The organism is Mesorhizobium sp. M7A.F.Ca.US.011.01.1.1 (assembly GCF_003998295.1).
Classification (GTDB): domain Bacteria; phylum Pseudomonadota; class Alphaproteobacteria; order Rhizobiales; family Rhizobiaceae; genus Mesorhizobium.
The window spans coordinates 1-25,000 of the sequence record NZ_RZRT01000030.1; the positions used below are offsets into that span (position 1 = coordinate 1).

Annotated in this window: 25 protein-coding genes and 1 pseudogene; 7 read left to right on the plus strand and 19 right to left on the minus strand. The window is 59.7% G+C overall.

The features are described from left to right. Nucleotides 1-103: 103 nt before the first annotated feature. Together EOA13_RS23330 and EOA13_RS23335 are read left to right on the plus strand one after the other, a co-directional pair. Entirely contained in the window at nt 104-970 is an 867-nt protein-coding gene (locus tag EOA13_RS23330) for a class I SAM-dependent methyltransferase (protein WP_127296061.1), read from the plus strand. Between the two features lie 255 nt (nt 971-1,225). Next, the gene (locus tag EOA13_RS23335; RefSeq protein WP_245490456.1) at nt 1,226-3,880 is read left to right on the plus strand and encodes an EAL domain-containing protein; all 2,655 of its coding nucleotides are present in this window, start codon (nt 1,226-1,228) and stop codon (nt 3,878-3,880) included. 891 nt (nt 3,881-4,771) lie between these two features. Here EOA13_RS23335 and EOA13_RS23340 read toward each other — a convergent pair. The 6 genes from EOA13_RS23340 to EOA13_RS23370 all read right to left on the minus strand — a co-directional run bounded on the left by EOA13_RS23340 (nt 4,772) and on the right by EOA13_RS23370 (nt 8,356). Beyond that, entirely contained in the window at nt 4,772-5,086 is a 315-nt protein-coding gene (locus tag EOA13_RS23340; RefSeq protein ID WP_127296062.1) for a DUF982 domain-containing protein, read from the minus strand. 221 nt (nt 5,087-5,307) lie between these two features. Further along, the gene (locus tag EOA13_RS23345) at nt 5,308-5,502 is read right to left on the minus strand and encodes a hypothetical protein (RefSeq protein WP_127296063.1); all 195 of its coding nucleotides are present in this window, start codon (nt 5,500-5,502) and stop codon (nt 5,308-5,310) included. A gap of 370 nt (nt 5,503-5,872) precedes the next feature. After that, nucleotides 5,873-6,640, minus strand: a complete 768-nt coding sequence (locus EOA13_RS23355; protein WP_127296064.1) for an NADH dehydrogenase ubiquinone Fe-S protein 4 — start codon at nt 6,638-6,640, stop codon at nt 5,873-5,875. Nucleotides 6,641-6,712: 72 nt separating this feature from the next. Continuing rightward, nucleotides 6,713-7,222 carry an Hsp20/alpha crystallin family protein gene (locus tag EOA13_RS23360; RefSeq protein WP_127296065.1) on the minus strand — a complete coding sequence of 170 codons (510 nt, stop codon included), beginning with the start codon at nt 7,220-7,222 and terminating at the stop codon, nt 6,713-6,715. Between the two features lie 74 nt (nt 7,223-7,296). After that, nucleotides 7,297-7,773, minus strand: a complete 477-nt coding sequence (locus tag EOA13_RS23365; protein ID WP_164780274.1) for an Hsp20 family protein — start codon at nt 7,771-7,773, stop codon at nt 7,297-7,299. 229 nt (nt 7,774-8,002) lie between these two features. After that, on the minus strand, nt 8,003-8,356 hold the full coding sequence (locus tag EOA13_RS23370; RefSeq protein ID WP_127296066.1) for a hypothetical protein: 354 nt from the start codon (nt 8,354-8,356) through the stop codon (nt 8,003-8,005). On the opposite strand from EOA13_RS23370, the gene EOA13_RS23375 reads away from it, so the two are divergent. Continuing rightward, nucleotides 8,343-9,980 (plus strand): Do family serine endopeptidase, encoded by a 1,638-nt coding sequence (locus EOA13_RS23375; RefSeq protein ID WP_245490457.1) that lies wholly within the window; start codon nt 8,343-8,345, stop codon nt 9,978-9,980. The genes EOA13_RS23370 and EOA13_RS23375 overlap by 14 nt on opposite strands. Before the next feature lie 265 nt (nt 9,981-10,245). On the opposite strand, the gene EOA13_RS23380 is transcribed toward EOA13_RS23375, so the two are convergent. The 7 genes from EOA13_RS23380 to EOA13_RS23410 form a co-directional block, all read right to left on the minus strand. Further along, nucleotides 10,246-11,070, minus strand: a complete 825-nt coding sequence (locus EOA13_RS23380) for a Ku protein (RefSeq protein WP_127296067.1) — start codon at nt 11,068-11,070, stop codon at nt 10,246-10,248. A gap of 87 nt (nt 11,071-11,157) precedes the next feature. Continuing rightward, entirely contained in the window at nt 11,158-12,021 is an 864-nt protein-coding gene (locus EOA13_RS23385; protein ID WP_127296068.1) for an ATP-dependent DNA ligase, read from the minus strand. Nucleotides 12,022-12,113: 92 nt separating this feature from the next. Further along, nucleotides 12,114-12,248: a hypothetical protein gene (locus EOA13_RS39415; protein ID WP_281040874.1), complete on the minus strand. Its 135-nt coding sequence runs from the start codon at nt 12,246-12,248 to the stop codon at nt 12,114-12,116. A 35-nt stretch (nt 12,249-12,283) separates the two neighbouring features. Beyond that, on the minus strand, nt 12,284-12,484 hold the full coding sequence (locus EOA13_RS23395) for a KTSC domain-containing protein (RefSeq protein WP_164780261.1): 201 nt from the start codon (nt 12,482-12,484) through the stop codon (nt 12,284-12,286). A gap of 686 nt (nt 12,485-13,170) precedes the next feature. Further along, nucleotides 13,171-13,359 (minus strand): hypothetical protein, encoded by a 189-nt coding sequence (locus EOA13_RS23400; protein WP_245490458.1) that lies wholly within the window; start codon nt 13,357-13,359, stop codon nt 13,171-13,173. Further along, nucleotides 13,359-13,499, minus strand: coding sequence for an entericidin A/B family lipoprotein (locus EOA13_RS23405; protein WP_127296069.1), 141 nt, complete (start codon nt 13,497-13,499; stop codon nt 13,359-13,361). The genes EOA13_RS23400 and EOA13_RS23405 overlap by 1 nt, the downstream gene beginning before the upstream one ends. A 310-nt stretch (nt 13,500-13,809) precedes the next feature. Continuing rightward, nucleotides 13,810-13,917 carry a putative RiPP precursor gene (locus EOA13_RS23410; RefSeq protein ID WP_127296070.1) on the minus strand — a complete coding sequence of 36 codons (108 nt, stop codon included), beginning with the start codon at nt 13,915-13,917 and terminating at the stop codon, nt 13,810-13,812. A 349-nt stretch (nt 13,918-14,266) separates the two neighbouring features. Between EOA13_RS23410 and EOA13_RS23415 the strand changes: the two genes are divergently transcribed. Further along, a complete protein-coding gene (locus EOA13_RS23415) occupies nt 14,267-14,479 on the plus strand; it encodes a hypothetical protein (protein WP_127296071.1) in 213 nt (70 codons plus the stop codon). Nucleotides 14,480-14,980: 501 nt separating this feature from the next. On the opposite strand, the gene EOA13_RS23420 is transcribed toward EOA13_RS23415, so the two are convergent. Together EOA13_RS23420 and EOA13_RS23425 are read right to left on the minus strand one after the other, a co-directional pair. Next, nucleotides 14,981-15,178 (minus strand): hypothetical protein, encoded by a 198-nt coding sequence (locus tag EOA13_RS23420; RefSeq protein WP_127296072.1) that lies wholly within the window; start codon nt 15,176-15,178, stop codon nt 14,981-14,983. A gap of 104 nt (nt 15,179-15,282) precedes the next feature. Next, nucleotides 15,283-15,939 (minus strand): hypothetical protein, encoded by a 657-nt coding sequence (locus tag EOA13_RS23425; protein ID WP_245490459.1) that lies wholly within the window; start codon nt 15,937-15,939, stop codon nt 15,283-15,285. A 563-nt stretch (nt 15,940-16,502) separates the two neighbouring features. Between EOA13_RS23425 and EOA13_RS23430 the strand changes: the two genes are divergently transcribed. From EOA13_RS23430 to EOA13_RS23440, 3 genes are read left to right on the plus strand one after another with little or no spacing between them, the layout of a single operon-like run. Beyond that, nucleotides 16,503-17,267: an ImuA family protein gene (locus tag EOA13_RS23430; RefSeq protein WP_127296074.1), complete on the plus strand. Its 765-nt coding sequence runs from the start codon at nt 16,503-16,505 to the stop codon at nt 17,265-17,267. Further along, on the plus strand, nt 17,179-18,702 hold the full coding sequence (locus EOA13_RS23435; RefSeq protein WP_127296075.1) for a DUF6504 family protein: 1,524 nt from the start codon (nt 17,179-17,181) through the stop codon (nt 18,700-18,702). The genes EOA13_RS23430 and EOA13_RS23435 overlap by 89 nt, the downstream gene beginning before the upstream one ends. After that, a complete protein-coding gene (locus EOA13_RS23440) occupies nt 18,699-21,965 on the plus strand; it encodes an error-prone DNA polymerase (RefSeq protein WP_127296076.1) in 3,267 nt (1,088 codons plus the stop codon). Before EOA13_RS23435 ends, EOA13_RS23440 begins: the two co-directional genes overlap by 4 nt. A gap of 59 nt (nt 21,966-22,024) precedes the next feature. Here EOA13_RS23440 and EOA13_RS38855 read toward each other — a convergent pair whose 3' ends face one another. From EOA13_RS38855 to EOA13_RS23455, 4 genes and pseudogenes are all read right to left on the minus strand, one after another. Next, nucleotides 22,025-22,519 carry a methyltransferase domain-containing protein gene (locus tag EOA13_RS38855; RefSeq protein WP_245490460.1) on the minus strand — a complete coding sequence of 165 codons (495 nt, stop codon included), beginning with the start codon at nt 22,517-22,519 and terminating at the stop codon, nt 22,025-22,027. A gap of 4 nt (nt 22,520-22,523) precedes the next feature. Continuing rightward, nucleotides 22,524-22,865: pseudogene (locus EOA13_RS38860) on the minus strand (methyltransferase type 11); the annotation flags it as partial. Between the two features lie 189 nt (nt 22,866-23,054). After that, nucleotides 23,055-23,765, minus strand: coding sequence for a hypothetical protein (locus tag EOA13_RS23450; protein WP_206535308.1), 711 nt, complete (start codon nt 23,763-23,765; stop codon nt 23,055-23,057). Between the two features lie 5 nt (nt 23,766-23,770). Next, a complete protein-coding gene (locus tag EOA13_RS23455) occupies nt 23,771-24,364 on the minus strand; it encodes an SOS response-associated peptidase family protein (protein WP_127296077.1) in 594 nt (197 codons plus the stop codon). Nucleotides 24,365-25,000: the final 636 nt, after the last annotated feature.

Below are 25,000 nucleotides of genomic sequence, written 5' to 3' on the forward strand. Positions count from 1 at the left end.
CCACCCACCCGTTGGCCCACATTGACGCGCGACTCTTTCTGCGCAAAGGTATATTAACGACTTGTTAACTAAGCGTCAGTCGCCGCTGGAAATAGGGGGGAATTTGGAACCGTTTCTTGGAGCAAATCGCCTAAATTGGGATGATCGGGCTGAACTGCATTCGACCGATACGACCGGCAGCTACCAGATTGAAAATGTGCTGGCAGGCGGATCCAATCTCTATGAATTGGAAACGGGCGAGGTGGGTGATATTGTCGGCAAGGATATCGTCCACTTGCAATGTCATATCGGGCTCGACACGATCAGCTTGAAGAATCTCGGCGCGGGCAGCGTGACCGGCCTCGACTTTTCACCGACCGCGATCGCAGCTGCGCGCGATTTCGCGGCGAAGGCAGGCACTGACGTGCGCTTCGTGGAAGCGCCACTATTCGAGGCAGTCGAAGCGCTCGGCCGGACCTTCGACATTGCTTATGTTACCTGGGGTTCGGTAAATTGGCTGGACGATGTGTTCCGCTGGGCGCGGGTCGTTGCCGATCTCCTGAGCCCAGGCGGCCGGCTCTATATGGCCGAGGGCCATCCGTTGATGTTTCAGTGTGATCGTAAGGCCGCGGCGCTGGAGTTTAAGCACGATTGGCGAACGCCTATAGCTCGACCGCTCGCATGGAACGAGGAACGGACCTATACCGGCGACGACCGCGTTTTGAAGCATCCTCGGTATTATGAGTGGATCCATCCGATCAGCGATGTGGTGAACGCGCTGATTTCAGCGGGGCTGACGCTCGATTTTCTGAATGAGCATGACATGGTTTCGTGGCAGCACTTTTCATTTGCAATGAGGGCAGGCAAGGATATGTACGGCTTGCCAAACACCTCGCCCAAGATCCCAATGGCCTATTCCATTGGCGCGACGAAGCGAAGCGTCGGCAAGATACCATACCTTGTTGCTCCCAAAGCGATTGAGGGCCACTAGTTCTACTATTAATTCGGTTTTGCATTGTCATCGCCGAGCACGATTGCCACAACCCCGGAATCGTCCCCAGCCGATACGTTGCCTCATTGAGCGGCGGCTGGTTCCAACCGCTCCGGCGGCGCGCCAGAACGACCTCAGCGGTCGGACAGTGCAAAGTTTTCAGGACTGTGAAGTTCAAAATTAATTAATGAAAGCTAATGTCCCATGGGCAGGTCGATCCGAGAACCTGAATAACACAAGGGGGTTTTCACCCTATTGGCTCTTTCCGGCGCTAGGTTAGGCGGCATAAAGGATGCCGTGTTTTCGTCGGCAAATATTCCGGCGGCAGTGGCGGTTTTGGTTATTGCCATCAGCGCGGCGTATGCGGAGCACCAGAACAAAATCGTTTCGGACCAAGCCGTCCGCGCGGATGTCCTAGCCAAGGTCAATCTGATCCGAGCCAAGCTGGAAGGGAATATCAACGGAAACCTTCAACTTGTGCATGGGCTGGTCGCGACGGTCGTGACTGAACCCTACATGGGACAGCAACGCTTCGCCTCGCTCGCGGGTAATCTGTTTGGCGAGAGCTCGCAATTGAACAACATTGCCGGCGCACCCGATCTGGTCGTTTCCTTGATGTACCCGCTAAAAGGCAACGAGAAAGCCGTGGGCCTCGATTACCGTAAGGACGATCGGCAGCGTAACGCCGCGCTGCGGGCGCGAGACGAGCGCAAATTGATTCTTGCCGGCCCGGTTGATCTGAAGCAGGGCGGCCAAGGCTTCATCGGCCGTTTTCCAGTTTTTGTGCCGAGCGCGGGCAATACTGAAAGATTCTGGGGCATCATTTCCGCCGTTGTTGACGTGCAGCGCCTTTACAAGGCGAGCGGCCTGTTTGACGATGATCTCGGGATTGACGTTGCGCTCATCGGTAAAGACGCCCTCGGCCCGAGCGGAGATCAATTCTTCGGCGATCTGGGCGTCCCCCGAAGCAATCCAGTAACGGCCGAAGTTCTGCTCCCGTCAGGTTCCTGGCAAATAGCGGCCATCCCCAAAAACGGCTGGCCTTCGACACCTGGCAACGCGTGGCTCTTGCGCGCGATCATGGCCGCGGCCGGGGCGCTGGTTGTGATCCCATTCTTGGTCACAGGTCGTCTGATTGGCGAGAGACAGCGCAATTATGCGGAACTGCGTCGATTGTCGAGACGCCTCGAACTCGCTCTGGAGGCGTCGGCTATTGGCGTTTGGGAACACGATCTCGCGACCAATGACCTGTCGTGGGACGATCGCGTCAACGAAATATACGGCAAACCCAGCGATGGGGGGCCTCGCGGCTACTTGGATTGGGCTGGGGCAATTCACCCCCAGGATTTAGCTAGCGCCAACGCAGATTTCGACCGCGCTGTGGCCAGCCGCGGAACATATTCGTCGGAATACCGGATTGTTCGTCCGGATGGCGAGGTTCGTCATGTCCGATCCAAGGCGGCCATATACCAGGCCCCAAACGAGACGCTCAAAATGATTGGTGCGGAATGGGATGTGACAGCCGACGTTTTGCTGAATAGCGATCTGGTTCGTGCAAAACAGCTGTCCGAGTCGAAAAACGCCGAACTCGAGACGGCCAGGGCACATATAGAGCATATCGCGTTTCACGATTCGCTGACTGGTTTGCCCAACCGCCGTTACCTCGACCAGGTGCTGGAGGAGTACGCAGCAAACGCAAAGCGCGACGGCGGCCATGCGGCCCTGCTTCACATCGACCTGGATCGGTTCAAGCACATCAACGATACGCTTGGCCATGCCGCAGGTGACGCGATGTTGGTACACGCATCTGCCGTCCTCCGGTCCAAGGTCGAGGATGGGGGATTCGTCGCTCGGATCGGAGGAGACGAATTCGTCGTACTGTGCACGGTGCATGACGATATCAAGCAACTGGCGGTGCTGGCTGACCGCATCATCGGCCAGATGGGCGAACCCGTCTACTACCACAGTCACCGATGCCGGTTTGGTGTCAGCGTGGGAATTGCGGTCGACAACGGAAAAGACACCGAAGCCAAGCACCTGCTGGTGAACGCCGACATCGCGCTTTACCGAGCGAAAAGTCGCGGGCGCAATCGATACGAATTCTTCACTGAGGCGATGCAAAGCGAAATTGTCGACACGAAGCGGATTGCCGATGAAGTTCTCGGTGGCCTCGAGCGCAATGAGTTCATCGCTTTCTACCAACCCCAGTTTAGCGCAAAAACGCTCGAAATTGTCGGTGTCGAGGCGCTTGCGCGATGGAGGCACCCAAACAAGGGTATTCTAGCGCCGGATGTCTTCCTCAGGATTGCAGAGGAACTAAATGTCGTCTCTATGATCGATCGAACCATACTGAACCATGCGCTTTCAGATTTTGAAGACTGGTCTGCCGCGAACCTTCATATACCGCGAGTATCAGTCAACGTTTCGGCGCGGCGCCTCCAAGATGAAGAACTTATAAAGAGCTTGAGAGAACTGAATATCAAGAAGGGAACGGTTTCGTTCGAACTTGTTGAGTCCATTTTCCTTGACGAAAACGATGATCTGGTGACCTGGAATGTCGATCAAATCAAGCAACTGGGCATTGATATAGAGATAGATGATTTTGGTACGGGCTATGCCTCCATTGTCAGCCTACTCAAGATACAGCCACGCCGACTGAAGATAGATCGGCAACTGGTCATCCCAATCGTCGAATCGCCGCAACGAAGGCAGGTTGTCTCGTCGATCATCGAAATCGGCAAGTCCTTGGGTATCGAGGTCATAGCGGAAGGCGTCGAGACGATGGAGCACGCCCGCGTACTCAAGGGGTTGGGCTGCGACATACTGCAGGGTTATGCTTTTGGGAAGGCGTTGGATTCCAATGGCTTAAAGGCCTTTGTTCGCTCTCGGCGTCTGCGCGCGGCCAGCTAGATGTCAGGCCTGGCGTTTGCCTGGCACGATTGGGTCGGCAGGGCGATCGTTACCCGCCTTCGGCTTATTCCCGCGGCAGCCCTGGTGCATGATTTCGTACTGAAGGAACGTCGCCTCGAACGCATAGGCGCACTCCCGGGGCGGCGTTATTTCATCCAGGGCAGCAACAAGACCTAAATCAGCAACAAACCCTTCATGCTGGAATGCAACCGGTGTTTCGGGACCACCTTTCGGGAGTGGTCGCGATCTGTGAGGTTGCCGATCGTGTATTGAGATTGGAGATCGGCTTGTGTCTGGACTTGACCTTACGCTTGACCCGGAGCGGCAACCTTCGGCGTTCCGAGGTCGCCCGCCCGTCCGGTATGGCCCCAGGCCGCAGCAGGTCTTCGCCTGGCGCCGCGAAGCGCGCAAACAGGCCGCTTCGGTGCAGCAAGGTTCTCCTGCCTTCGTGCCGGCGGTTGTGGCAACGGCGGAGCCTGGGCCAGGCATTCACCGAAGCAGCGGAAACGGAAAGCCATCCGAGATGCCGGCATGATCGAGCTTGAGATCGACGGCATCGCGATGCGCGTCGGCCGGGGCGCTGATGCCAAGACGGTGGCCGCAGTGATCCGCGCGCTGAAGGCGACGTCGTGAGGGGGCCGACATCGACCCGCACTGCTTGCAGCCGGAACGCAGACGAGATAGGGCGACGGGCTTTTGTCCCAGCTCGCACCGCTGCCCTTGGTTTATATCGCGCTCATCGGCGACTACCTCCGGAACGAAATTGACGCCCCCTCGACCGATACAGGCCAATCCGAATGTCTGGTCGGCAGCAGATGGGAGCATCCTGTTCGTAGCGCCAGCCATGCAGCGTAATTTGCTGCGGCGGTATGATTGCCGCCGCAGAGAGTTTTAACGGTCACTTTCTATAAGTTCGTCTGCACCGCTAATCTTCGGCCCTGTCATCCAAGGCGGCGCCACGGGAATGTCTTCGATCACCCCCACCCTGCGTGCCCAGGTCGCAAACGTCTTGTGCGCGGCCTCGACCGACCTGCGACCATCATACGCCGAGTAGCACGTATCACAGGCCGCTCCGTGGAGAAGGCCGCGCCTTTCGACCGGCCATTCTTCCAGAAATTCTATGGCATCCATGACGCAACCGATCTTTTTGATGACGAAACTGTCATCTCGGACGAAAATCGGCTGTTTGAACGTAGCGCTTTCCATCGTGACCTCCCTTCAATCCCTAAAGCGACGCTTGTGCCTCTTCGGGTGACGCAGGATGATTCCTCGGCAAAATATGTCGGTCTGCGTGACGTCTTCTCGGCACAGAGAGGATATTGGAAATGCCACTTTTCAGTTCAAGAGAGAAGTGGCCGGCCGAGCGCAGCAGCCTCTTGGCAATCGTATCGCCGTGGCACCTCATCCCGCTGGCGGCGCGGTGTGGTTCAGTCCGCAGGGCTTCGAGCCACCACCTGCACGTCAGCGATCTTGCCGTCGCGTAGCAGGGCCTCGAACCGGCTATGGGAAGTTCGCGTCACGTGCTGCGTAGCAGTGTAGATGTACTGGAAGAGCAGCATCAGCGCAGCCAAAGGCGCTTCCACTACTAATGTTGGACTATGTTTTCGGTTATTCATTTCCATTGCGGTCACTCCACACAGGTGGGGGATATAGGTCGCCAAACCGGGGCAGCATCGATTGCGGTCTCGCGAAGAAAAGAGCGGGCCCGGAAAATCCGGACCCGCCAGCGGCTATGATCAGGCTGCACGGATTTGCTACGGACGCAGTCCCTCGGCGAGATCGATCCAGTCAGGAGGAAGGGTTCGATCTCCTGAGTTCGAAAGCATTGCGGGCAATCTCACTCAATGCGAGATGCGGCCGGCTCTTCGGGCTGGCCGGAAGCCGGGCTCTGCGGCGCGCGCTAATGCGCGCGGGCCGCCCTGCTGCCGCACTCAGCACGAAGGGGTTCGGGATGGTCCGTGGGGCGTCGAAGACGATCAGTGGGTCCTCCAATCATGCGGCCATCCGGGAGTGCACCGGGCTGGTCCGAGTCTGGAAGCCCCGGTTTCGGGCTTCCAAGGCCAGCAAAGCGAGTTCGACCTCGTCCAATCGCGTCGGGCGTGCATTTTCCGGCATGCCTTCGGCGGTGGCCAGGTCGATCAGGTACTCGTTCCAGGCCCAGTTCTTGAGCAGAGCGCGTTTCTCGTCGGGTGAAAGCACCGGATCATCCACTACCTCCATCGGAGAGGTGTAGAATGTCTCGGGGTCGGAAAGCACCGTCTGTATGTGCGCTGCCTGTGCACCCGCGCCATAACCACGGCTTGCCTGAAGCCAAGCCAATTGCAGCCGCTGCCAAACCACGTCGGAAAAGGCCTGTTTCTCCTCCAATACATGCTGACTCCTGACCTTGGCCTGGGAAGCAGGAGGTGCCGCCTGCAACACGTAGTTGAGGCCTTGACGCTCGGCATAACGGATCGCCGCTTCCAGCGTCGGAAAGTTCAGTTCAACCTGGGTCAGGGTGTCCCGGCCGCCCGTATAGCCCATCAGCGGCTCGATGAACGGGGCTGTGCGAGGTTCGAAGACCAATCGCCAGTCCTTCCGGGGCTTTGCGGAGGTCATGGCCGAGCGGCATGGCTGGTAGATCCGCGCCGTCGCGCCGTCCGGAAACAGTGATCGCCCCATTGACAAAGCCGGCTCATCGAGACGAGGCCGATTGTCATTGTCCGGCCGGACGGAGGTTCTGGTTGGGTTTCTGATGTCACTGCTATGAACTGTCTCCATTGCCTTTCCCTCCCGATTATGAAGGGTCGTACGGGCAGCGGCCGTAAGGGCCGCCACCCATACTGCCATGCGTTAGTTCTTGCCGTTGATCGCGATCCGTTTGGCCTTCGCCTGCGCCCGCTCGGTCTTGGGCAAGGTCACGGTCAGCACGCCGTTCTTGAAGGCGGCGTTGACCTTGTCTTCCTGGACCTCGTAGCCGAGCGGAATGAGGCGCTCGAAGCGACCGTAGAAGCGCTCGGAGAACTGCCGGTCCTTGTCCTCGGTCTCGGAACGCTTCTCGCCTTTAAGCTTGAGCGCCCCATCTTCCAGCAGGACTTCTATGTCGTTCTCGTCCAGGCCAGGGATTTCCGCGGTCACACGGACTTCCTTGTCCGTGTCGGAGATTTCGACACTCGGCCAACTGGCGGCGAAAGAGGGACCGAAGGCCGGTGATCTGGTGCCAAAGCTGCGGAAGGCGTCATCGAACAACCGGTTTACCTCCCGGTGGAGGGAGACGAAGGGGTCTCGATCTCCATCAGGGAAGAGACTGGGCGCCGAGTTTCCGTTGCCCCGGCCCCATGGGATCAAGTCACGTACGCTCATTGTCTTTCTCCTTTCGTAGGTCTCTGAGCCGGGCGGGACGCCCGGCTCAAGCGGAAGTCTTCATGGTGGATTGCTCAGGCGGCCAGCTTGCCGGCCTCTACCTTGGGCGCCTCAATCTTCGGCATGGGAGCCCCGCTGGAGATTTCGATCTTGCGCGGTTTCATCTCCTCGGGAACCACGCGCTTGAGATCGATGCTCAGCAGCCCGTCCTCAAGGCTGGCTCCAGCGGCCTTCACGTGGTCGGCCAGTTCGAACCGACGCTCGAAAGCGCGCCCGTTAATGCCGCGGTAGAGATACTGGCCGTTCTCATGGCCGGATTGCGACCCGCTCACAACCAGCATGTTGGGCTGGTGAGTGATGGTCAGCTGGTCCTGCGAGAAACCGGCGACCGCCATGGTGATGCGATACTCATCATCACCGACCTTGGCGATATCGTAGGGCGGCCAGTTGTCGAACGAGGCCACACGGCTCGCACTTTCAAGCATGTCGACCATGCGGTCGAAGCCGATGCTGGACCGGTACAGGGGGGTAAAATCGACGTTCATAACCACATCCTCCTTTGAGCAACATGGATCATAGGAGGCGCCAAGAGCCTTGCCGCCTCCTGGTCTTGCCGGCCCCATTGGGCGACCGGCGACCATCAATTTAGAATCGCGACTTGCACCTTCAAGAGGAAGAATAGGAAAATTTTCAGCGGCAATCTGGGCGAACGCACCCATGCCACCCGCCGGCGGGGTCACTCGCCGACGGGCCCATGGTCCAAGAACAATTACGTCGCGCTTAAATCCGATCGACGAATGGTACGAACGCGGCCACTACCGCGCTGTCACTGCCGTCAGGACCGGTAAGCTCGTCCGATTGATCCAATTGTTGCAACGCATCCATGATCGCGTCGAAGCTGACCGGTTCACCCGCCCCGGGCAGCATGCGAAGCGCTGGCACGGATTCTACCGCGCAGGCATCCGACGCCCATGACGAAAGGATGGCCCGCTTCTCCTGAACGTCCAAGGCAACGTCGGCCAAAACGTCGTGGGGATGTTTGAAATGCCGTGCCGGATGCAGCAAGCGATCCAGAAAAACATCAGGGGCCACGGGTTCAATCGATGCAAAATGGGTCGAAATGGCTGCTTCCATTGATGGTTCTCCGCTTCCGAAAATCTCCTGCGTGTTTGAGTGTGGCGGCTCTGGCGATTCCCGCCAGACGAAATTTTGGAACGTCTCAAGCAAGTTTCAATGGCTCGGCACGGGTCACATTCCCGTCGTCAACGCCTCAGAACCATTTTATCGGGCCGGTGAAACAATCGGCGAGAATCTCAGTTCTGACGTTTGGCGAACTCGAAGGCCGAATCCGGCAGGAGAACCAGTCATGTCTTACCTCTCTAGGAACTTGTCCATTGGCTTGATCACAGGAGCCCTGATGCTCTCGAGTGGCGGCCTTGCTCCGGCCACCGCACAGGAAATTCCGAACGATTTCAGCGCAATCGTGCGTCAGAAGCTGCCAGCGGTTGTCGCAATCACGACCAGGCAGATCATCCAGGATCAAACGACGCTCAACGACTTTCTCAATCCCTTCGACGGGGGAGGGCGTATCCAGCCCCAGGTGCGGGAAGCACTCGGCTCCGGCTTTGTGATCAGTCCCGAAGGCTACATCGTCACCAATAACCATGTCGTCGCCGACGCAACTGAGATTCATGTCGTGTTCTCCGACAAGGAGACGGCGCCTGCGCGGGTGGTGGGCCGCGATCCGGCAACTGACATCGCGGTATTGAAAGTCGATCCTCGGCCCAACATGACGGCGACGGCCTGGGGGGATTCGGACGCAATGCAACCAGGGGCCTGGACCATCGCCATCGGCAGTCCCTTCGGCCTCGGGGGCACCGTCACCGTCGGCGTCCTTTCTGCGCGCTCTCGCGATATCCAGGCCGGTCCATACGACGACTTCCTGCAGACAGACGCCTCGATCAACAGAGGTAACTCGGGAGGCCCTTTGTTCAACGCGCGCGGCGAAGTCATCGGCGTCAACACGGCAATCGTGTCGCCGTCAGGCGGCAGCATAGGCATTGGGTTCGCGGTGCCATCGCGCACAGCTCGGACTATCGTCAACCAACTGATCAGCACTGGCCGCATCGAGCGCGGCTTCATCGGCGTGCGTCTTCAGGAGGTCACGCCCTCCATTGCCGAGGCGCTCGGAATACCGGGCGCCAAGGGAGCGCTGGTTGCCTCGGTCGAGGCTGGCAGCCCGGCGCAGAAAGCGGGAATCCAGTCCGGCGACGTGATCACCCGGTTCAACGGCAAGGACATCCAAGGCGTCCATGACCTGACGCTGGCGGCAGCAAGCCAAAAGCCGGGATCGAAAGTGACCGTGACAACGAACCGGGGCGGCACAAACCAGGAATTGTCGCTGACTGTCGATCAACGCAGGGATCAGGAGGAACAGACCGGTGCCATTCCAAGCCTGGGGACTGAGGACCAGCGCCTTGGCCTATCGCTGAGCGCCATTCCGGACGAAGCGCGCCAGCAACTCGGCCTGCAAGCCGACACCATGGGCGTGTTCGTCCAGGATGTCGCTCCGAACAGTCTTGCAGCCGAAAGCGGCATCCGGCCAGGCGACGTTATCGTGTCGGCCAACAACCGAAACATGACCCAGCCGTCCGACGTCCGCGAGGAATGGGCGAAATCCCGTCAGCAGAAAAAGCCAATACTGTTCCGTATCGCTCGGCAGGGACAATCGCTTTTCGTTGCTGTGGCAAACTCTTGACTGACAGGCCAGACGGCGTCGCGATCTCTGCTGTTGGGCTGGCCGACTACCGGAGCGCACCAGAGTTGTGAAGCTGATGAGCAGTATGTTTGAACCGGCGGTCCCTAGGCTTCGGTATCGCCTGACCGATAAGCGCGCTGTCCGGTCGGGGCGTCTCGACCTCATTGAAGGAGGAATTGCCGTGCGACGAGCCGGTGAAATTTGGCGGAAGCCATGACGCGAGCGTGCCAAAAGCACTGGACTTGCTGGTGATTGCTCTCTTTAACTATGCCGATTTGCGGCTCTTGGCCTTTGGCCGATCTTGGCCGATGCCTTCCTTGGCGAGGCTCTTTCGAAGAACTGAGGCCAAGTCGACCACGTTCTCCCTGGGTTTCGGCGCCGGTTTCGGGGGTTTTTTGCCCTTGCGTTTGGCGTCAATCATGGCAATTAACGCATCCTCGTAGGTGTCCTCGAATTTCGAAGGATCGAACTTCGTCACCTTCTTGTCGATAAGGAGCCCCGCGATTTCGAGCAGATCCGAATCGTATTTTGGGCTTTTTACATCGTCGAAGACGGTCTCTTCCGACGTCATCTCATCGTGGGTCCGTAGCTCGGTCAGCAACATCCCTTTTCCAAGGGGCTGTATCAACACTTCGCGCCCGCGCTGATAGAGTACGACGCAGGAGCGTGCCGCGACGCGCTTTTTGGCCATCGCATCGCGCAGGACGGCAAAGGCCTCCAGGGAGGCGCCATCTGCCGGGATCAAGTAGTATGGTTTTTCCAGATAACGTGTGTCGATCTCGGCAACCGGAACGAAGGAATCGACGTCAAGTGTATGCTGCGACGTCAGTTTCAGTTTCTTGATCTCGTCCGGCTCGACGTGGATGAAATCGTCCTTGTCCGCTTCATAGCCTTTAATCTGATCCTCTGCTTCGACAACATCGCCGGTCTCTTCATCGACATAAGCGCTCTTGACGGGTAAACCGTCTTTGCGGTTCAAAATCTTGAAGTGGATCTTGGATGCCTCGCTTGTGGCACCAACTATCTTCACCCCGCATGACACGGAACCAACCCTCAGAAATCCCTTCCAGACCGCGCGTGGCGCCACCATGCCGTTTCTCCTAGACGTGCCGATGTTCCGCACAACGCCAGGCACACGGTTCTGTTCCGCAGGGGGAGCCCTCGTCGCAAGCGTTAGTCATTCCTCCTCTCGATAATCGAGCAGCTTCGCATGGCGTAGCCTTTCCTCGCCCTTCAGGAACCTGACGCGGCCGACGAGACCAGGCTTCAGCCATTCGGCCTTTTCCTTCTTTAGACCGATCGGAACTGGTCCCCCGACCTTCCCTTGAACACGATCCCATAGTCGCCGACGCTTGTCGGCTTTAAAGGCAACGAACGCGCCGCCGGCATATTGGCCCTTGTCGGCCATGAGCACCATTGCGGGCTTTCCGGCCTCGCGCTGCACGCCAATGATGTCCATTTCCTTTTCGGCATAGCACTTGATCTTGCGCCAGTTCATCGTCGGCCCGCTGCGGTAGATGCTGTCCTTTCGCTTCGAGACCATGCCCTCGAGCCCCGCCTTGTCGACCAGGTGATAAACCGCGTCGCCTGTGCCAGGCATGGCCTTGCTGACCTGAATGCGGCCGACGGCTGGAATCAGTGCCCGCAGGATTTCGCGGCGGTCTTCCACCGGCATGTTGCGCAAATCATGCCCGTTCAGGTGCAGGAGGTCGAACGCCACCAAATACAGGTCGCGCGACGGCTTACGGCGGGTGACGGCTGATTGCAGGGCGTGGAAGTCGGACAGGCCGGCCTCGTTGACCGTGATTGTTTCGCCATCAATGATGAAACTTTCCGCCTCGATCGCCTCCGCCTCTCCGGCAAGTTCGATATAGCGGCCGGTCCAATCGTATCCGTTCTTGGTGAACAGCCGGATCCCGTTTTCATCCTTGATAATCTGAGTGCGATACCCGTCAAATTTGATCTCATGAAGCCATTCGTCGCCCTGCGGTGGCGTGTCGACCAGCTCGGGTTCCATGGGCTTGATGAACTTCAGAGGCATGCGCTGACTCGCATAGTGCGATTCAATTAGCGATCGCTAAAATGGTTCCGGAACATTTTAGACGATTTGAATGTTTGATAGCTATGACGAAACTATCCGACCTTGGCCCGCCGATCCTTGGCGAGCAGCACGACGGCGAGCCTGCCGACGATCAAGAGAATTTCATGATTTGCCCGGTATGCGGCCAGCGGCTCGACATGCGTGACTTCCGCCAGGTCGCTTGGCACGATCAGCCCCAACACGAGCCGTTGGAACTGGAGCCCTATGTCACGAGCCGGAATGGATACCGATTGCGAACGTGGTCGTTGAAATAGCGGCCCTTGGCGAAGGCGGCTTTGAACGCGGTGAAGGTCTCAAGCGGTACGTCCAGAAAGTCGTACTGCCTGCCACTCGCTACAAACCACACTGAGAGAACCCTGGTTTCCGGATCGTATTCGAATTTGTGTATTGAGGTCGACGGCATGGTGCACCAGCTGTTCCGGTGAGCGACCCGCGAGATGGCCCGCCCACTGAGGAAGCAGCGAGCGGGCCGACCACGGCTGTACGTCCATGGCCATCATCGCCTCCACGGAAGGGACGGTGACGGCATTCCAACTCTCATTGGATTTCGGCGTTCCACACATAAACAAAAAGGCCCGCCACCTCTCGGCAGCGGGCAGTGTAGGTCGCTAGGATCACCCAGCGGTACTAAAGTACACCCCGCCTCGCCAAAAGGGAAACCTTAGATATCGCTAATGCATGATTCGGACCCTGGGGCTGACCGTGTCGTATCAAATCCGAGAATATCCCTGCGGGCCAGGTGATAGCGGGGAATATCGTGCAGAGGCTCCGACGTCCTATTGTGCAGCCGAACAGGCAACGAAAAGGCGCGTGACGCTCCCCCGATCCGAAAACGACTTTCTTGAGGTGACCGACGAGAGCAACGGAAGAGTGTTCGCCTACCAAAACGCCGACTTGCTCTGCTGAGTGGCTATGAGGAGCGGCGGCTGCTTCACGCGTCAAAACCCGCCGCCCCATTCATAGCAGCGGCGGGCCGTGCCTAGGGATAGTTGGACTAAACGGTGGGTACACCCCTGCTGGATGGCTGAGGTGCAAAACGATGCAACCACAATGCCTGATGCGCGACAGAAAGCCGTCGCAACGTCGACGTTATTCAAGCCGGAATTCAACCGCATGCTTGTCGGCATCACTAATAAGGCCGCTGTCCATAGCGGTTTCGAAGGCCTTGGTGAGATACTGATCATCGGAGGCTTCGTGATCCTGCAGGGCAATATCGATCGACAGTGCTCCGATCACGCGGCCTGTCGTCTTCTCGATAACCGTGACGGTCCTCTGCATCAGGGTTTGTTGACCGTGTCGTCGACTGCGTTGGCCGTCGATTTGACGTCCCTGCCGACGCCGCGGACGGTGTTGGCGCAAGCCGTAAGGGCCAAAGCAAAGGCAAGAATGACAATCGGTGCGGTGCGTAGCAGTTTCACGGACGGGTTCTCCTATTGTCCTGGTTTATCATTTGCGTTTATTGCCGTATCGCACCGGATTGGTCTGTAACCGCCATCACCTTGTTGTGGGCGGCCGCTTCATCTGCGGTGTCAAAGGGCATTGCGACGGTCGTCCCATCCGGAGCCAGTATCACAGCCAGGAACGGAAGGCCGATCAGCGGTGGTGCGTAGACAACGTACGCTGGGCGGGCATTTTTCATTGCCCATGTAGCACCTTTTGTCGGTTAGGACCTAATCCACGCCTGAAAGACGAAAAACCCGCCAGCCGGTGCCAGCGGGATTCCAGTGGTCAAAAGACCTGCTCAGTCGCAGAAAGACCCGACTCGATGACTTGCGCCGTGATTGAGGAAAGAATTCCCTGCTTCGTCAGGACCGGCTTTTCATAGGCTTTTTTCATAGCTGCTCCTCGCTTTTTCACACACCGAACTGGTTTGGGGCAATTAACTCGTCAAGCTGATGCTAAAAAGGCCGCCAGCTTTCGACAGGCTAGGTGTTTGATCCCAGGCTTTGATGGTGCATACTTTTCTCCGAGTCGAAGGAGGCCGCGTTCGAGATTGCTCGCTAAGCGTCTCCCTCTTTATCTGTGGGTGGCTGGCCAACCTTAAAATGCCGAAGCGCCCCTATTCTGCACATTGCCGCCTTCCTGCATCAGCACCTTGGCAAGCGATTCCTTCTGGCGGGAAACAGCCATGATTTTTCATCTCGGGTAGCGATAGGGGTATCGTCGTGGCGGCAGGAGGCGACCTATGCAGAGTTTCACCGTCGAGCTGATACGCGACGGCAGAGTCGTGGAACGTGCCGAGATTCAGGCCGAAAATGTTGTGGAAGCCGCGAAGATGTGGGGACCGGTAACCATCCCGTACGCCGAAGAGCCTGACATTGGCGGATGGATCAGGGTAACGCACCCCGACGGCAACACGACAACCTGGTTTGAGCGATCGCTAAGCGGCGGCAGCTAGGTGTGGGCTCGCTGGCCAGGATAACGGCAGGGTCGAGGGCAAGAGCGGTGACGCACGCCACGCGTCGCGATCATCGCAGAAGGAGACGGAGGGATGATCCGGCGCGAACCAGCGGGCGAAGAACTTCGGTCGCGTTGGACGGCAAACTGGCAATCCAGATTGACGGCTGTCCTGTCGAAATTGGTTGACCAAGACTTAGCCGGCCCTCCCAAATCCGGGAACGATGTTAGCGGAGAGCGCTACATCGCCGGGCCCACCATTGGGCGCGTCTTTTACTACCGCCGGCATGCAGCGTGAGCAAGTCGTGATCGATCGCAGCGGCAGTCCGTCAACCCGGCGCCGCGAGTTGTGCGCGAGAGCACTGGCTTCCGAGCGTTTCCTCCAGCCGAGCCATTCGGCGACTGACAACGGATTCGCGACGCCCGCCACGATACGCCTCGTCCCTGCGTGATCTACCGAAGCTCCTGGCTTCGGCTTTTTCTGACCTGGCACATCGTACACTCAGTGCGTCCGGCCGGAGCGGAGATGCATCTCGATCTTATTGATTGCCTTGGTGAGGACATCGACTGCCTGCAGATTGACCGCGAAGTCGAAGTTCCCTTGCGCCGTTTCGAATATCAGAACGCCGACCTTGGCTAAGTCGTCGCTCATCATGCCTATTCCAATGCCGGTCGGCATATAGGGTGGTTTTTCTGACATGGTTCTCTCCTCGGATGCGGTGTGGGCTTGTCGGGCTTTTGGCCATCCGGCGTGCGACTTGGAGTGGCCAAGCACGATCGATCGACGATGGCCGTGTAACCCGTCTATTCGAAATGCATCGACTGGCCGCGCATCATCGCCAGGGTCAGTGCAATTGCAGCATTTGCAGGTGGCTTCTCCATAAGCAGGGAGCCGTCGAAATCGCGCCATGCCGCCATGCGCAATTCTTCATCGTCTTCGCTGGCTGCAGGATCAAAAACGTGGGCATCATAGGGATCCCGGTCAATCTCGATCGTCCAGCCCTTGAGCGCCTTGCGAGCCATTTCTTCAACCTGGGCGAGGTCGCTGGTGAAGAAGGGGATAGGGTCGCCATCTTCCGAAAGCGGCTCAACCCGATCCTGCGTCGGCCGCTCGGGCACCCAACCAAGAACGAAGGCAATATCGAAATCGATCTGGCGGTCCGGACCGGCTGTAACCTCAAGCCGTTTGACGACGTCAGGATAGAGCTGCTTGCGCGCCGGCCACGTGTCCGAAAGCGCCTCGGCTCGCAATCTCGTGCGGGGAACGTCGATCAGTTCCATGACCTGATGGTGCGGGACTTTGTCCTGCGGCCAGCCCGCACAACATGCAATTGTCGCAGCCTCGTCGGCTTCTTCCCAGGCCGAAGCAGCCTGGCCCTCGTTCTCGGTTGGCTGGTCGTCTTCCGGAAAGCCTTTGATATCCCACCCTTCCAACGCGAATAAACCTTCCGCGCCTTGCAAAGCCGTAATGCCGGCGCGTGCGAAGACTGCTTCGGCTGCCGCGACCCCGCGTGCCAGTTCCTCGGGCGTTGCCCCTTCAATGTTCAAGCGAAGTTCCATGGTTCGCCTCCTGTATCGATCCTCCCTGTAGTGAACAAAATAAGAACAAAGGTGTCAATAGACTCCTGATGGTCTACACGCGGACCCCTCCGACGGGGACAGTCGGTCCCGCGTCCCGTCCTGCGGCCGGCGCTATGCTGACGCTCCTACGGCTGTCCTGTTAACCGCCCGCGGCGGCGCGAATTTCCTCCATCCCGCGCGCGACAATGTCCGCAATTGCGGACATTGTCGCGCGCAGGACTGCGGTATACGCCGTTTTTGGGCGCCGTCGGCCGCCGGCGCGAACATCCAACAGGACAGGTGGCCTTCGACGCCTCGTCTGTTGGCAAACGGTTCTGCCGGTGTCCCGGGGGCGGTCGCGACAAACATTTCTTCCGCAGCGCCACCTCACCACGCCATTGACTCTTCATTAGGAAGAGAACAAATGAGGAACATATCATTAGCATTTCGCGTTCAGGGGACAAATGAGTGCATCGGCGCCAAACGCTGCCATATCCGATCTTCGAAATCGCATTTCGCGTCTCGAAGGCGGTAATGCGCGCGAAAGAGCGGTGCTCCCATTCGGTATCTCCTCTATCGACAGTCATCTGCCAGGCGGGGGTGTGGCGCTTGGCGCACTTCATGAAGTTGCCGGCGGCGGCAATGGAGCGATCGATGGCGCCGCAGCGTCGCTTTTTGCAGCCGGGATTGCAGCGAGGACCCAAGGCAAGGTGCTGTGGTGCGTGACGCGCCAGGATCTGTTTGCGCCGGCAATCGCCCAGGTCGGACTGCATCCCGACCGGGTGGTTTATGTCGAAGCCGGTGACGACAAATCCTTGCTCGCCTGCTTCGAGGAAGGTCTGCGGCATGTCGGGCTTGGAGCTGTGGTCGCGGAAGTGGCGCGCCTGTCCATGACTGCCTCGCGCCGGTTGCAACTGGCATCGGAAGGCTCCGGCGCGATAGGCATCGCCATCCGCCGCTGGCGCCGCCAGACCGAAGCCGTCGATTTCGGGCAGCCGACGGCCTCTGTCACCCGCTGGCGGGTTTCCGTGTTGCCGTCGCAAGCGCTGCCGGTGCCCGGCGTTGGCCGGGCGCGATGGCAACTTGAACTGATCAGATCTCGTGGAGGGGAAACACTCGATATCGAAGTGGAGGCTTGTGATGCCAAGGGTCGTCTCGCTCTTCCTTCCAAACTGGTCGACCGACCGGCTCAGAAGGAAATTGGGCGACGTCTCGCCGCCACCGGATAAGCCTTTGGTGACAGTGGGGCGGCAAGGCAACCGTCGACTGGTGACTGCGGTGGATCGCGCGGCAATAGAAGCAGGCTTGCGCGTCGGAATGCTCGCGACGAAGGCACAGGCCCTCGTGCAGGGCCTGGCGGTTATGGACGCCGAGCCCGATGCCGACGCGGAGGCATTGGAGCGGCTGGCGCTATGGGCGTTGAGACGCTATGCGCCCATCGCCGCTGTGGATACTCCGGACGGATTGGTCATGGAGACCACTGGCGCCGATCACCTTCATGGCGGCGAACAGTTGATGCTGGCCGATATGGTCGAGCGTCTCGGCCAGGTCGGCTTCTCGGCGCGGTCAGCGATTGCCGATAGCTGGGGTGCCGCTCATGCCGTTGCGCGCTACGTGCGGCAGACCGTCAGCGTGGTCGCTGTCAATGCAACCTGTGATGCGATCCTTCCTCTGCCCATCGCGGCACTGCGGTTGCCCGATGCGATCGTCAGCGGTCTGCGGGTTTTGGGCTTCGACAGAGTAGGCGAGCTTCTGAAGCAACCACGCGGGCCACTGACCCTGCGCTTCGGACCGGAACTGGGTCGTCGCCTTGACCAGGCTGCTGGACGCCTTGCCGAACCGATAGAACCCGTGCGGCCAGCCGATGTGGTCGAGGTAAAACGAGCCTTCGGCGAACCCATCGGTGCGGCCGAGACGATCGCCCGCTACATCGGCAAGCTTGTTCAAGCGCTATGTGTCGAGCTGGAGACCAAGGGCCTTGGCGCCCGGCGGCTCGACCTGCTGTTCTACCGGGTCGACAACAGCATCCAAGCCATTCGCGTCGGCACTGCCTTGCCGGTCCGCGACGTGAAGCGGCTGACGCGTTTGTTATGCGACAAGATCGAGAAGATCGATCCGGGTTTCGGCATCGAGTTGATGCGCTTGTCCGCACCCATGGCCGAGCCGTTGACGCCCAAGCAGACCATCTCCTCACTCATCGAGCAACCGGACGCTGACATCTCAGACCTGATCGACATCCTCGGCAATCGTGTCGGCGAGGAGAAGCTGTATCGGTTTACCCCCGTGGCAAGCGACGTGCCCGAGCGATCGTTCCGGCGCGTGGCGCCGGCATCGGCCGAAACCGGCCAGGCATGGCCAGATCATTGGCCGCGGCCGGCTCGTCTGTTTGCCGTGCCGGAGCCCATCGAGGCGATAGCGTTGCTGCCGGATCATCCGCCGGCTAGCTTTACCTGGAGAGGCATCCGCCGACGGGTCAAGCGCGCCGATGGCCCCGAGCGGGTCTTTGGCGAATGGTGGAAGCGTGATGCCGAGCTTGCCGCCGTGCGCGACTATTTTCAGGTCGAGGACGAGGCCGGCGAGCGGTTCTGGATCTATCGCGCCGGCGACGGCGAGGATGCCGCGACCGGTTCGCATCGCTGGTTCCTGCATGGCATCTTCGGATGACTGCGTCCTATATCGAACTCCAGTGCACCTCGCATTTTTCCTTCCTGCGCGGCGCCAGCTCCTGCGAGGAATTGTTTGCGCAGGCCGCAATCATGGCCCTGCCGGCGCTTGCCATCTGTGACCGCAACAGCCTGGCTGGCGTTGTTCGGGCTCACGAGGCTGCAAAGGCAACCGGCGTCAGGCTGATCGTCGGCTGCCGGCTTGATCTGGCGGAAAAGATTTCCATCCTGGTCTATCCAACCGATCGCGCGGCCTATTCGCGGCTTTGCCGTTTGCTGTCGCTGGGCAAGAAGCGTGGCGGCAAGGCGAAATGCCTTCTGCATTGGGCAGACCTTGTCGCCTATGGCGAAGGCCTTATTGCCGTGTTCATTCCGGATCAGGCTGATGACACATGCTCGCTCTGGCTGCGGCGGCTACACCAGGCATTCGGCGATCGAGCCTATTTGGCCCTGACCTTGTTTCGCCGCCCAAATGACGCGCTGCGGCTGCACGAACTGTCCAACCTTGCCGGAGAGGCCGGCGTGCCGACGGTTGTTACCAACGATGTGCTCTTCCATGAACCGTCACGGCGCATCTTGCAGGACGTCGTCACCTGCATCCGCCACAATGTCACGATCGATGGTGCCGGGTTTCGGCGCGAGCGGCATGCCGACCGCTACCTGAAACCGCCGGAAGAAATGGCTCGTCTTTTCGGCCGCCATCCCGAGGCGATCGCTCGGACGGTTGAAATCGCCGAGCGCTGCCGGTTTTCACTGGACGAGCTCGCCTATCAATATCCCGAGGAGCGCATGCTGCCGGGCCTAACGCCGCAGCAAGCCTTGGAAAAACTCACCTGGGAAGGCGCGATGGAGCGGTTTCCCGAAGGTGTGCCGGACAAGGTTGTCGCCACGCTCAGGCATGAATTGCAGCTCATCGAGAAGCTGCGATACGCGCCGTATTTTCTGACCGTCAATGCGATCGTGCGCTTTGCCCGCAGCCAGGACATCCTCTGCCAGGGCAGGGGGTCGGCGGCCAACAGCGCCGTCTGCTATGTCCTTGGCATCACCTCGATCGATCCCGACCGCAACGATCTTCTGTTCGAACGCTTTGTCTCCGAGGAACGCCGCGAGCCGCCCGATATCGATGTCGATTTCGAGCATGAGCGGCGCGAAATCGTCATGCAATGGGTGTTCGACACCTATGGCCGTGAGCATGCAGCACTGTGCTCGACCGTCATCCGTTATCGGTCGAAAGGCGCCTTGCGGGACGTCGGCAAGGCTCTGGGGCTGCCTGAAGACCTGATCAAGATGCTGTCGTCGCAGGTGTGGGGCTGGTCGGATGAAGGCGTTCAATCCAAGCATGCCGAGGAGCTGAATCTCAATCTCGGCGATCGCCGCCTGCGCCTGGCGTTGGACCTCGCCAAGCAGCTCATCGGCGCGCCGCGCCATCTGTCGCAACATCCCGGTGGCTTCGTCTTGACCCGCGACAGGCTGGACGACCTGGTGCCAATCGAGCCGGCCGCGATGAAGGACCGCCAGGTCATCGAATGGGACAAGGATGACATAGACGCGCTCAAGTTCATGAAGGTCGACGTGCTGGCGCTCGGCATGCTGTCCTGCATGAAGCGCGGCTTCGATCTCCTGGCGCAGCACAAGGGCATCACTCTCGATCTCGCGACGATCCCGGCCGAGGATCCGCGCACCTATGCGATGATCCGCAGGGCGGATACGCTGGGCACCTTCCAGATCGAATCCCGCGCCCAGATGTCGATGCTGCCGCGCATCAAACCGCGAACTTTTTACGACCTGGTCATCGAGGTGGCGATCGTGCGGCCCGGTCCGATCCAGGGCGACATGGTGCATCCCTATCTGCGCCGGCGCGAAGGCAAGGAAGACGTCGTCTATCCCAAGCCTGAGTTGGAAAAAGTGCTCGGAAAAACACTGGGCGTGCCGCTGTTCCAGGAACAGGCGATGCGGGTGGCGATCGAATGCGCCGGCTTCACGCCTGGTGAGGCGGATCAGCTTCGCCGCGCCATGGCGACCTTCAAGCACACCGGTGGCGTCTCCAGCTTCGGCGCCAAGCTGATCGGCGGCATGGTCAAGAATGGTTACGAGCGCGAGTTCGCCGAAAAGACATTCAAGCAGCTGGAAGGCTTCGGCAGCTATGGCTTTCCAGAGAGCCATGCCGCCAGCTTCGCACTGATCGCCTATGCATCCTCCTGGATGAAATGTCATCACCCCGATGTCTTCTGTGCGGCCCTGCTCAATGCCCAGCCGATGGGATTCTACGCACCGGCGCAGATCGCCCGCGATGCCCGCGACCACGGTGTTGAGGTGCGTCCGGTCTGTGTGAACGCCTCGCGCTGGGACTGCACGCTCGAACCCAAAGAGAACGAGGATCGGTTTGCCGTTCGCCTTGGCCTGCGCATGGTCCGCGGGCTGGCCAACGCAGACGCGGCAACCATAGTTGGCGCACGTGCCGACCGGCCATTTGCCTCCATCGATGATCTATGGCGCCGGGCCGGCGTTCGCGCAGCGTCGCTGGTTGAACTCGCCCAGGCCGACGCGTTTCAACCTTCATTGTCGTTGGCGAGGCGTGAGGCCCTGTGGGCGATCAAGGCGCTGCGCGACGCCCCGTTGCCGCTGTTTTCGGCCGCCTCCAGCCGCGAGCAGCAAACGGTGCCGGAGATCCAGGAACCGGGCGTCATGCTACGCGCCATGACAGCGGGGGGGGAGGTCGTTGAAGATTACGGGCATGTCGGGCTCACGTTGCGTGACCATCCCGTTTCCTTCCTGCGCGCCGACCTGCGTCGCCGGCGCATTGTCTCGTGCCGCGAGGCCATGCAGGCGCGCGATGGCCAATGGCTTGAAGCGGCTGGACTCGTATTGGTCCGTCAACGCCCCGGCTCGGCCAGGGGCGTGATGTTCATCACGATTGAAGACGAGACTGGGATCGCCAATCTGGTCGTTTGGGTGAAGGTGTTCGAGAAATATCGCCGCGTCGTGCTCGGCGCCGGCATGATCGCCGTCCATGGGCGCGTTCAGCGGGAAGGCGAGGTGGTTCATCTCGTCGCTCATCGGCTCAGCGATCTATCCGCCGATCTGGCGAGCGTTGGTGATCGGGATGCTGCCTTCCCGCTGCCGCATGGGCGCGGTGACGAGTTTCATCACGGCAGTCCGACGCCTGATCCGCGTGGACTGCCGAAGGGGCCGCGGCCGCGGAACATCATCGATCCCTATCTGCACATCGAACAGATCAAGGTGAAGACGCGAGATTTCAGGTAGGCTTGGTTGGGACGAGCTGCTTTTCGGAGAGATGGCCGGGCCGCACTCCCGGAATAAATTTAGCTGCGTGAGACGATGACGGCCAGCGACGCCAGCTTGCCTTCACACAGGCTGCGGATATAGTTCTTGCGTCGCTGCACGAATTCGGTGCCGAGGACGATTTCATTGGCCTGCTGTTGCGCAGGCGAAGGAATGATGTCGGAACTGGCCCTTTGCATCGCCAGTTCGACATGTTCGCCGGTCTCGTCGATGACTTCGTCAATATGGAAGCCCGCGTCGGCGAAAAGGGTCTTCAGGGTATCCCGGTCAACAAGGTGGCTCGTTACCGGCCCAACCGCCCAGGGCAAGGGGTAATTTGGTTCGCCGCCAGCCAGCACGGCTTCGGTCCAGATCAGTTTGCCGCCCGGCTTCAGAACGCGAAAAGCCTGCCCGATGACGGCGGCCTTGTCGGCGATGTTCATGCCGACATAGAAGCAGATTGCTGCGTCGAATGTGTTGTCGGCAAAGGGCCAGTTTCGCCGCGTCGGCTTCGTGGGAGCGAACCTTGTCGCCAAGGCCGCTGAGCGTGGTCAGTCGGCCGGATGCCTCGACGAAGGCAGGTGTGAGGTCGACGCCTTCGACTTGGCAGCCATAGGTGGCGGCCAGGAAGCGCGCCGGGCCGCCGATGCCGCTGCCGATATCCAGGATCCGATCGGTTGGCGAGGGGGCAAGACGAGCTCCATGGTCCTGCGTGGCGATGAGCTCGCGGCCGTGAAGCTGGTCGAACGGATAGAATTGCGCGGCACTGAGGCCATCGGGTTTTGGGTCGGGGATCGCGGCCAGTATGCGCTCAACGATCCCGTCGCTGCCGTAGTGTTTTGTGACGTCGATCATGGGGGCACTCCTCTGGGTACGGAGCATCCACTAACGCCTGGGTTTCGGCAATCCTGACGCTTCTGAACGTTTCCGGTATCCTGTGCTGCTGTAGCGCTCGAAACCAGGATTGATACTGCCGGCAGCTTGCTTGCGAAGCCTGCTCAGATCCCGGCCTTCCGGGTAAGCCGACACCCACTGTCTTTGCCGAACGGTTCACCGCTCCTTCAAGATGATCTAGCGGAGCAGGCCCTCGTCGTCGAACGCGTCCCAGCCCTTCAACTTAGGCCCGAGAGCGTCATCTCTGGGGTTATTCCCGGCACCGCGAACCTTCTCGCTACCCTTTCCCGCCCGCGTGAGGGCAGCCTTGCCGGCACCGCGTCGCCTGTTCTCTGTAACTTGCTGCGCGTCCTCTTCGCGCCAAAGGCTTGGCAGATCACGATCAAGGATGTCCTCTATGTGCTTGGGATCGAACACGTGGAAGGTGACGGCCTTGGATCGACCGCGCATCTTCACGGTGCGGGTGCCAATGCTTTGCAGCCGTCCGTCTTTCAGCCACTTGTGACGCTCTCGCGAAGTGATCGCGAGGATGTCCTCGGCCTCGCTTGGCAGGACCGGGAGTACTTCGATGGTTTCCAGCATCTTGGCGAGCTTGTTGGAGGCGGCCTCGAACTCTTCGGCATCGTCTTCGCGCATCCGCAATGTCATGCGGCCAGTCTCGGCTGTGATGTATTTTCTCACCGCCCATGGCAGGCGGGCACGTATTTCACGCTCGATACCTTTCGTGCGCACCGACGAGCCAAGCGTCGCTGATGGCTGAAGTGGCCACTCGGCAATCAGTGACAACGAGGTGCTGATGCTTTGGCGAGAGCCGCGATCTCGAGGAGTCACAATAGCCGCAGCGATGCCGCCAAGAATCTTCCGGGTTCCCGCAAAACGCACCGGCATCTGAGCTAGTCGCTTCCTTGTCGCACGGTTTCTACCGCCAACGAGCCGGCAGGCAGGGCCTTCAACAGCTCCACCTCGGGTTTCGTGAGGTAGATCCATGCCGCCCAATCCTCCGGGCGCAGCACCACAATTTGGCGATTGTGGATAGGCGCCACATCCGGCCCGGGTGCAGTCGTCAGCATTGCGAATGTGGGCGGCTTGTTGCCTTCGCCGTCCCGCCACAGTCCGGCGATGGCCATGAACGGAGCGCCGTTGAGGGTGAAGCGATGCTTCGCCTTTGGCGACTTCTTTCCGGTGAATTCGAAGAAAGCTGATGCCGGAATAAGGCAGCGCTTGCTGTTGGCGAAACTCCGTCCGTCCGAGCGAAAGTTGAAGACCGGCCCGCCTTTGGGCCCGGAGGGTGGAAAGGCAAAGGTCATGCGCGTGAGTTCGATGGTCTCGCCGGCGGCGCGCATGATCGGGGCGGGATCACTGATGCGGATGTCGTCCGCCTGCGGCAAATCCAGTTCAGTTTGACGGGAGGGAATGGCGAGCGCCAGCGATTGCATCATCCTGCAATATTCAGCCCAGGCGATATGCTGCTCGTAGTCATTGCACATGGCTGCCCCATCGGTTCGGTCAGTTGCAGAGTAGCCAGATAGGGCGGCTTTGCCCGTAGCGCCATGAATGAGATGGCTTGGATGCATGCCGGTCTGAGTTGAAGATCCTCCGATTGTGAGGCGACGCGACGCTGACTTGCTCACTGAATTGGTCTCTCACCAAAACGAATTGTCCGACCCGCCATCCCCGACCCGCGGCCTATTTCTTTAGTTTCTGCGCGCCGCCATAAGTTGTCACGGAGCCGCCCCGCTTCATCAGCCTCGGCCTGATCTTTGCTGATGCCGTTGCTTGCGGGCGAAGGAATTGACCTCGGAGCCTTCACCGCCAGCAATCTGCCGACGGTCGGCGGCGCCTCGCTTCGACTTGTTGTCTGCCGTTGTCTTCCCTTCTGCCATGGCACGACGTACCGCGTCGACTAGGATGCCGGGCAAAGGTCGCCGCTAATGTTGCGCCAATGACGAGCATCCGTCAGCGATCTTGCCCAAGTGCGGTATGGCGACTAGGTAAGGCCATCGTCCGGCCACTGAAGCGCGCTGTCCCAAGCGTCAACGCGGCGCACGGATCGGACGGTGCGGGACTGAGAACGAGTCAAGGCTGTCGTAGTGGAGCCGAAAAGCCAAAGGACGTGATGCTAC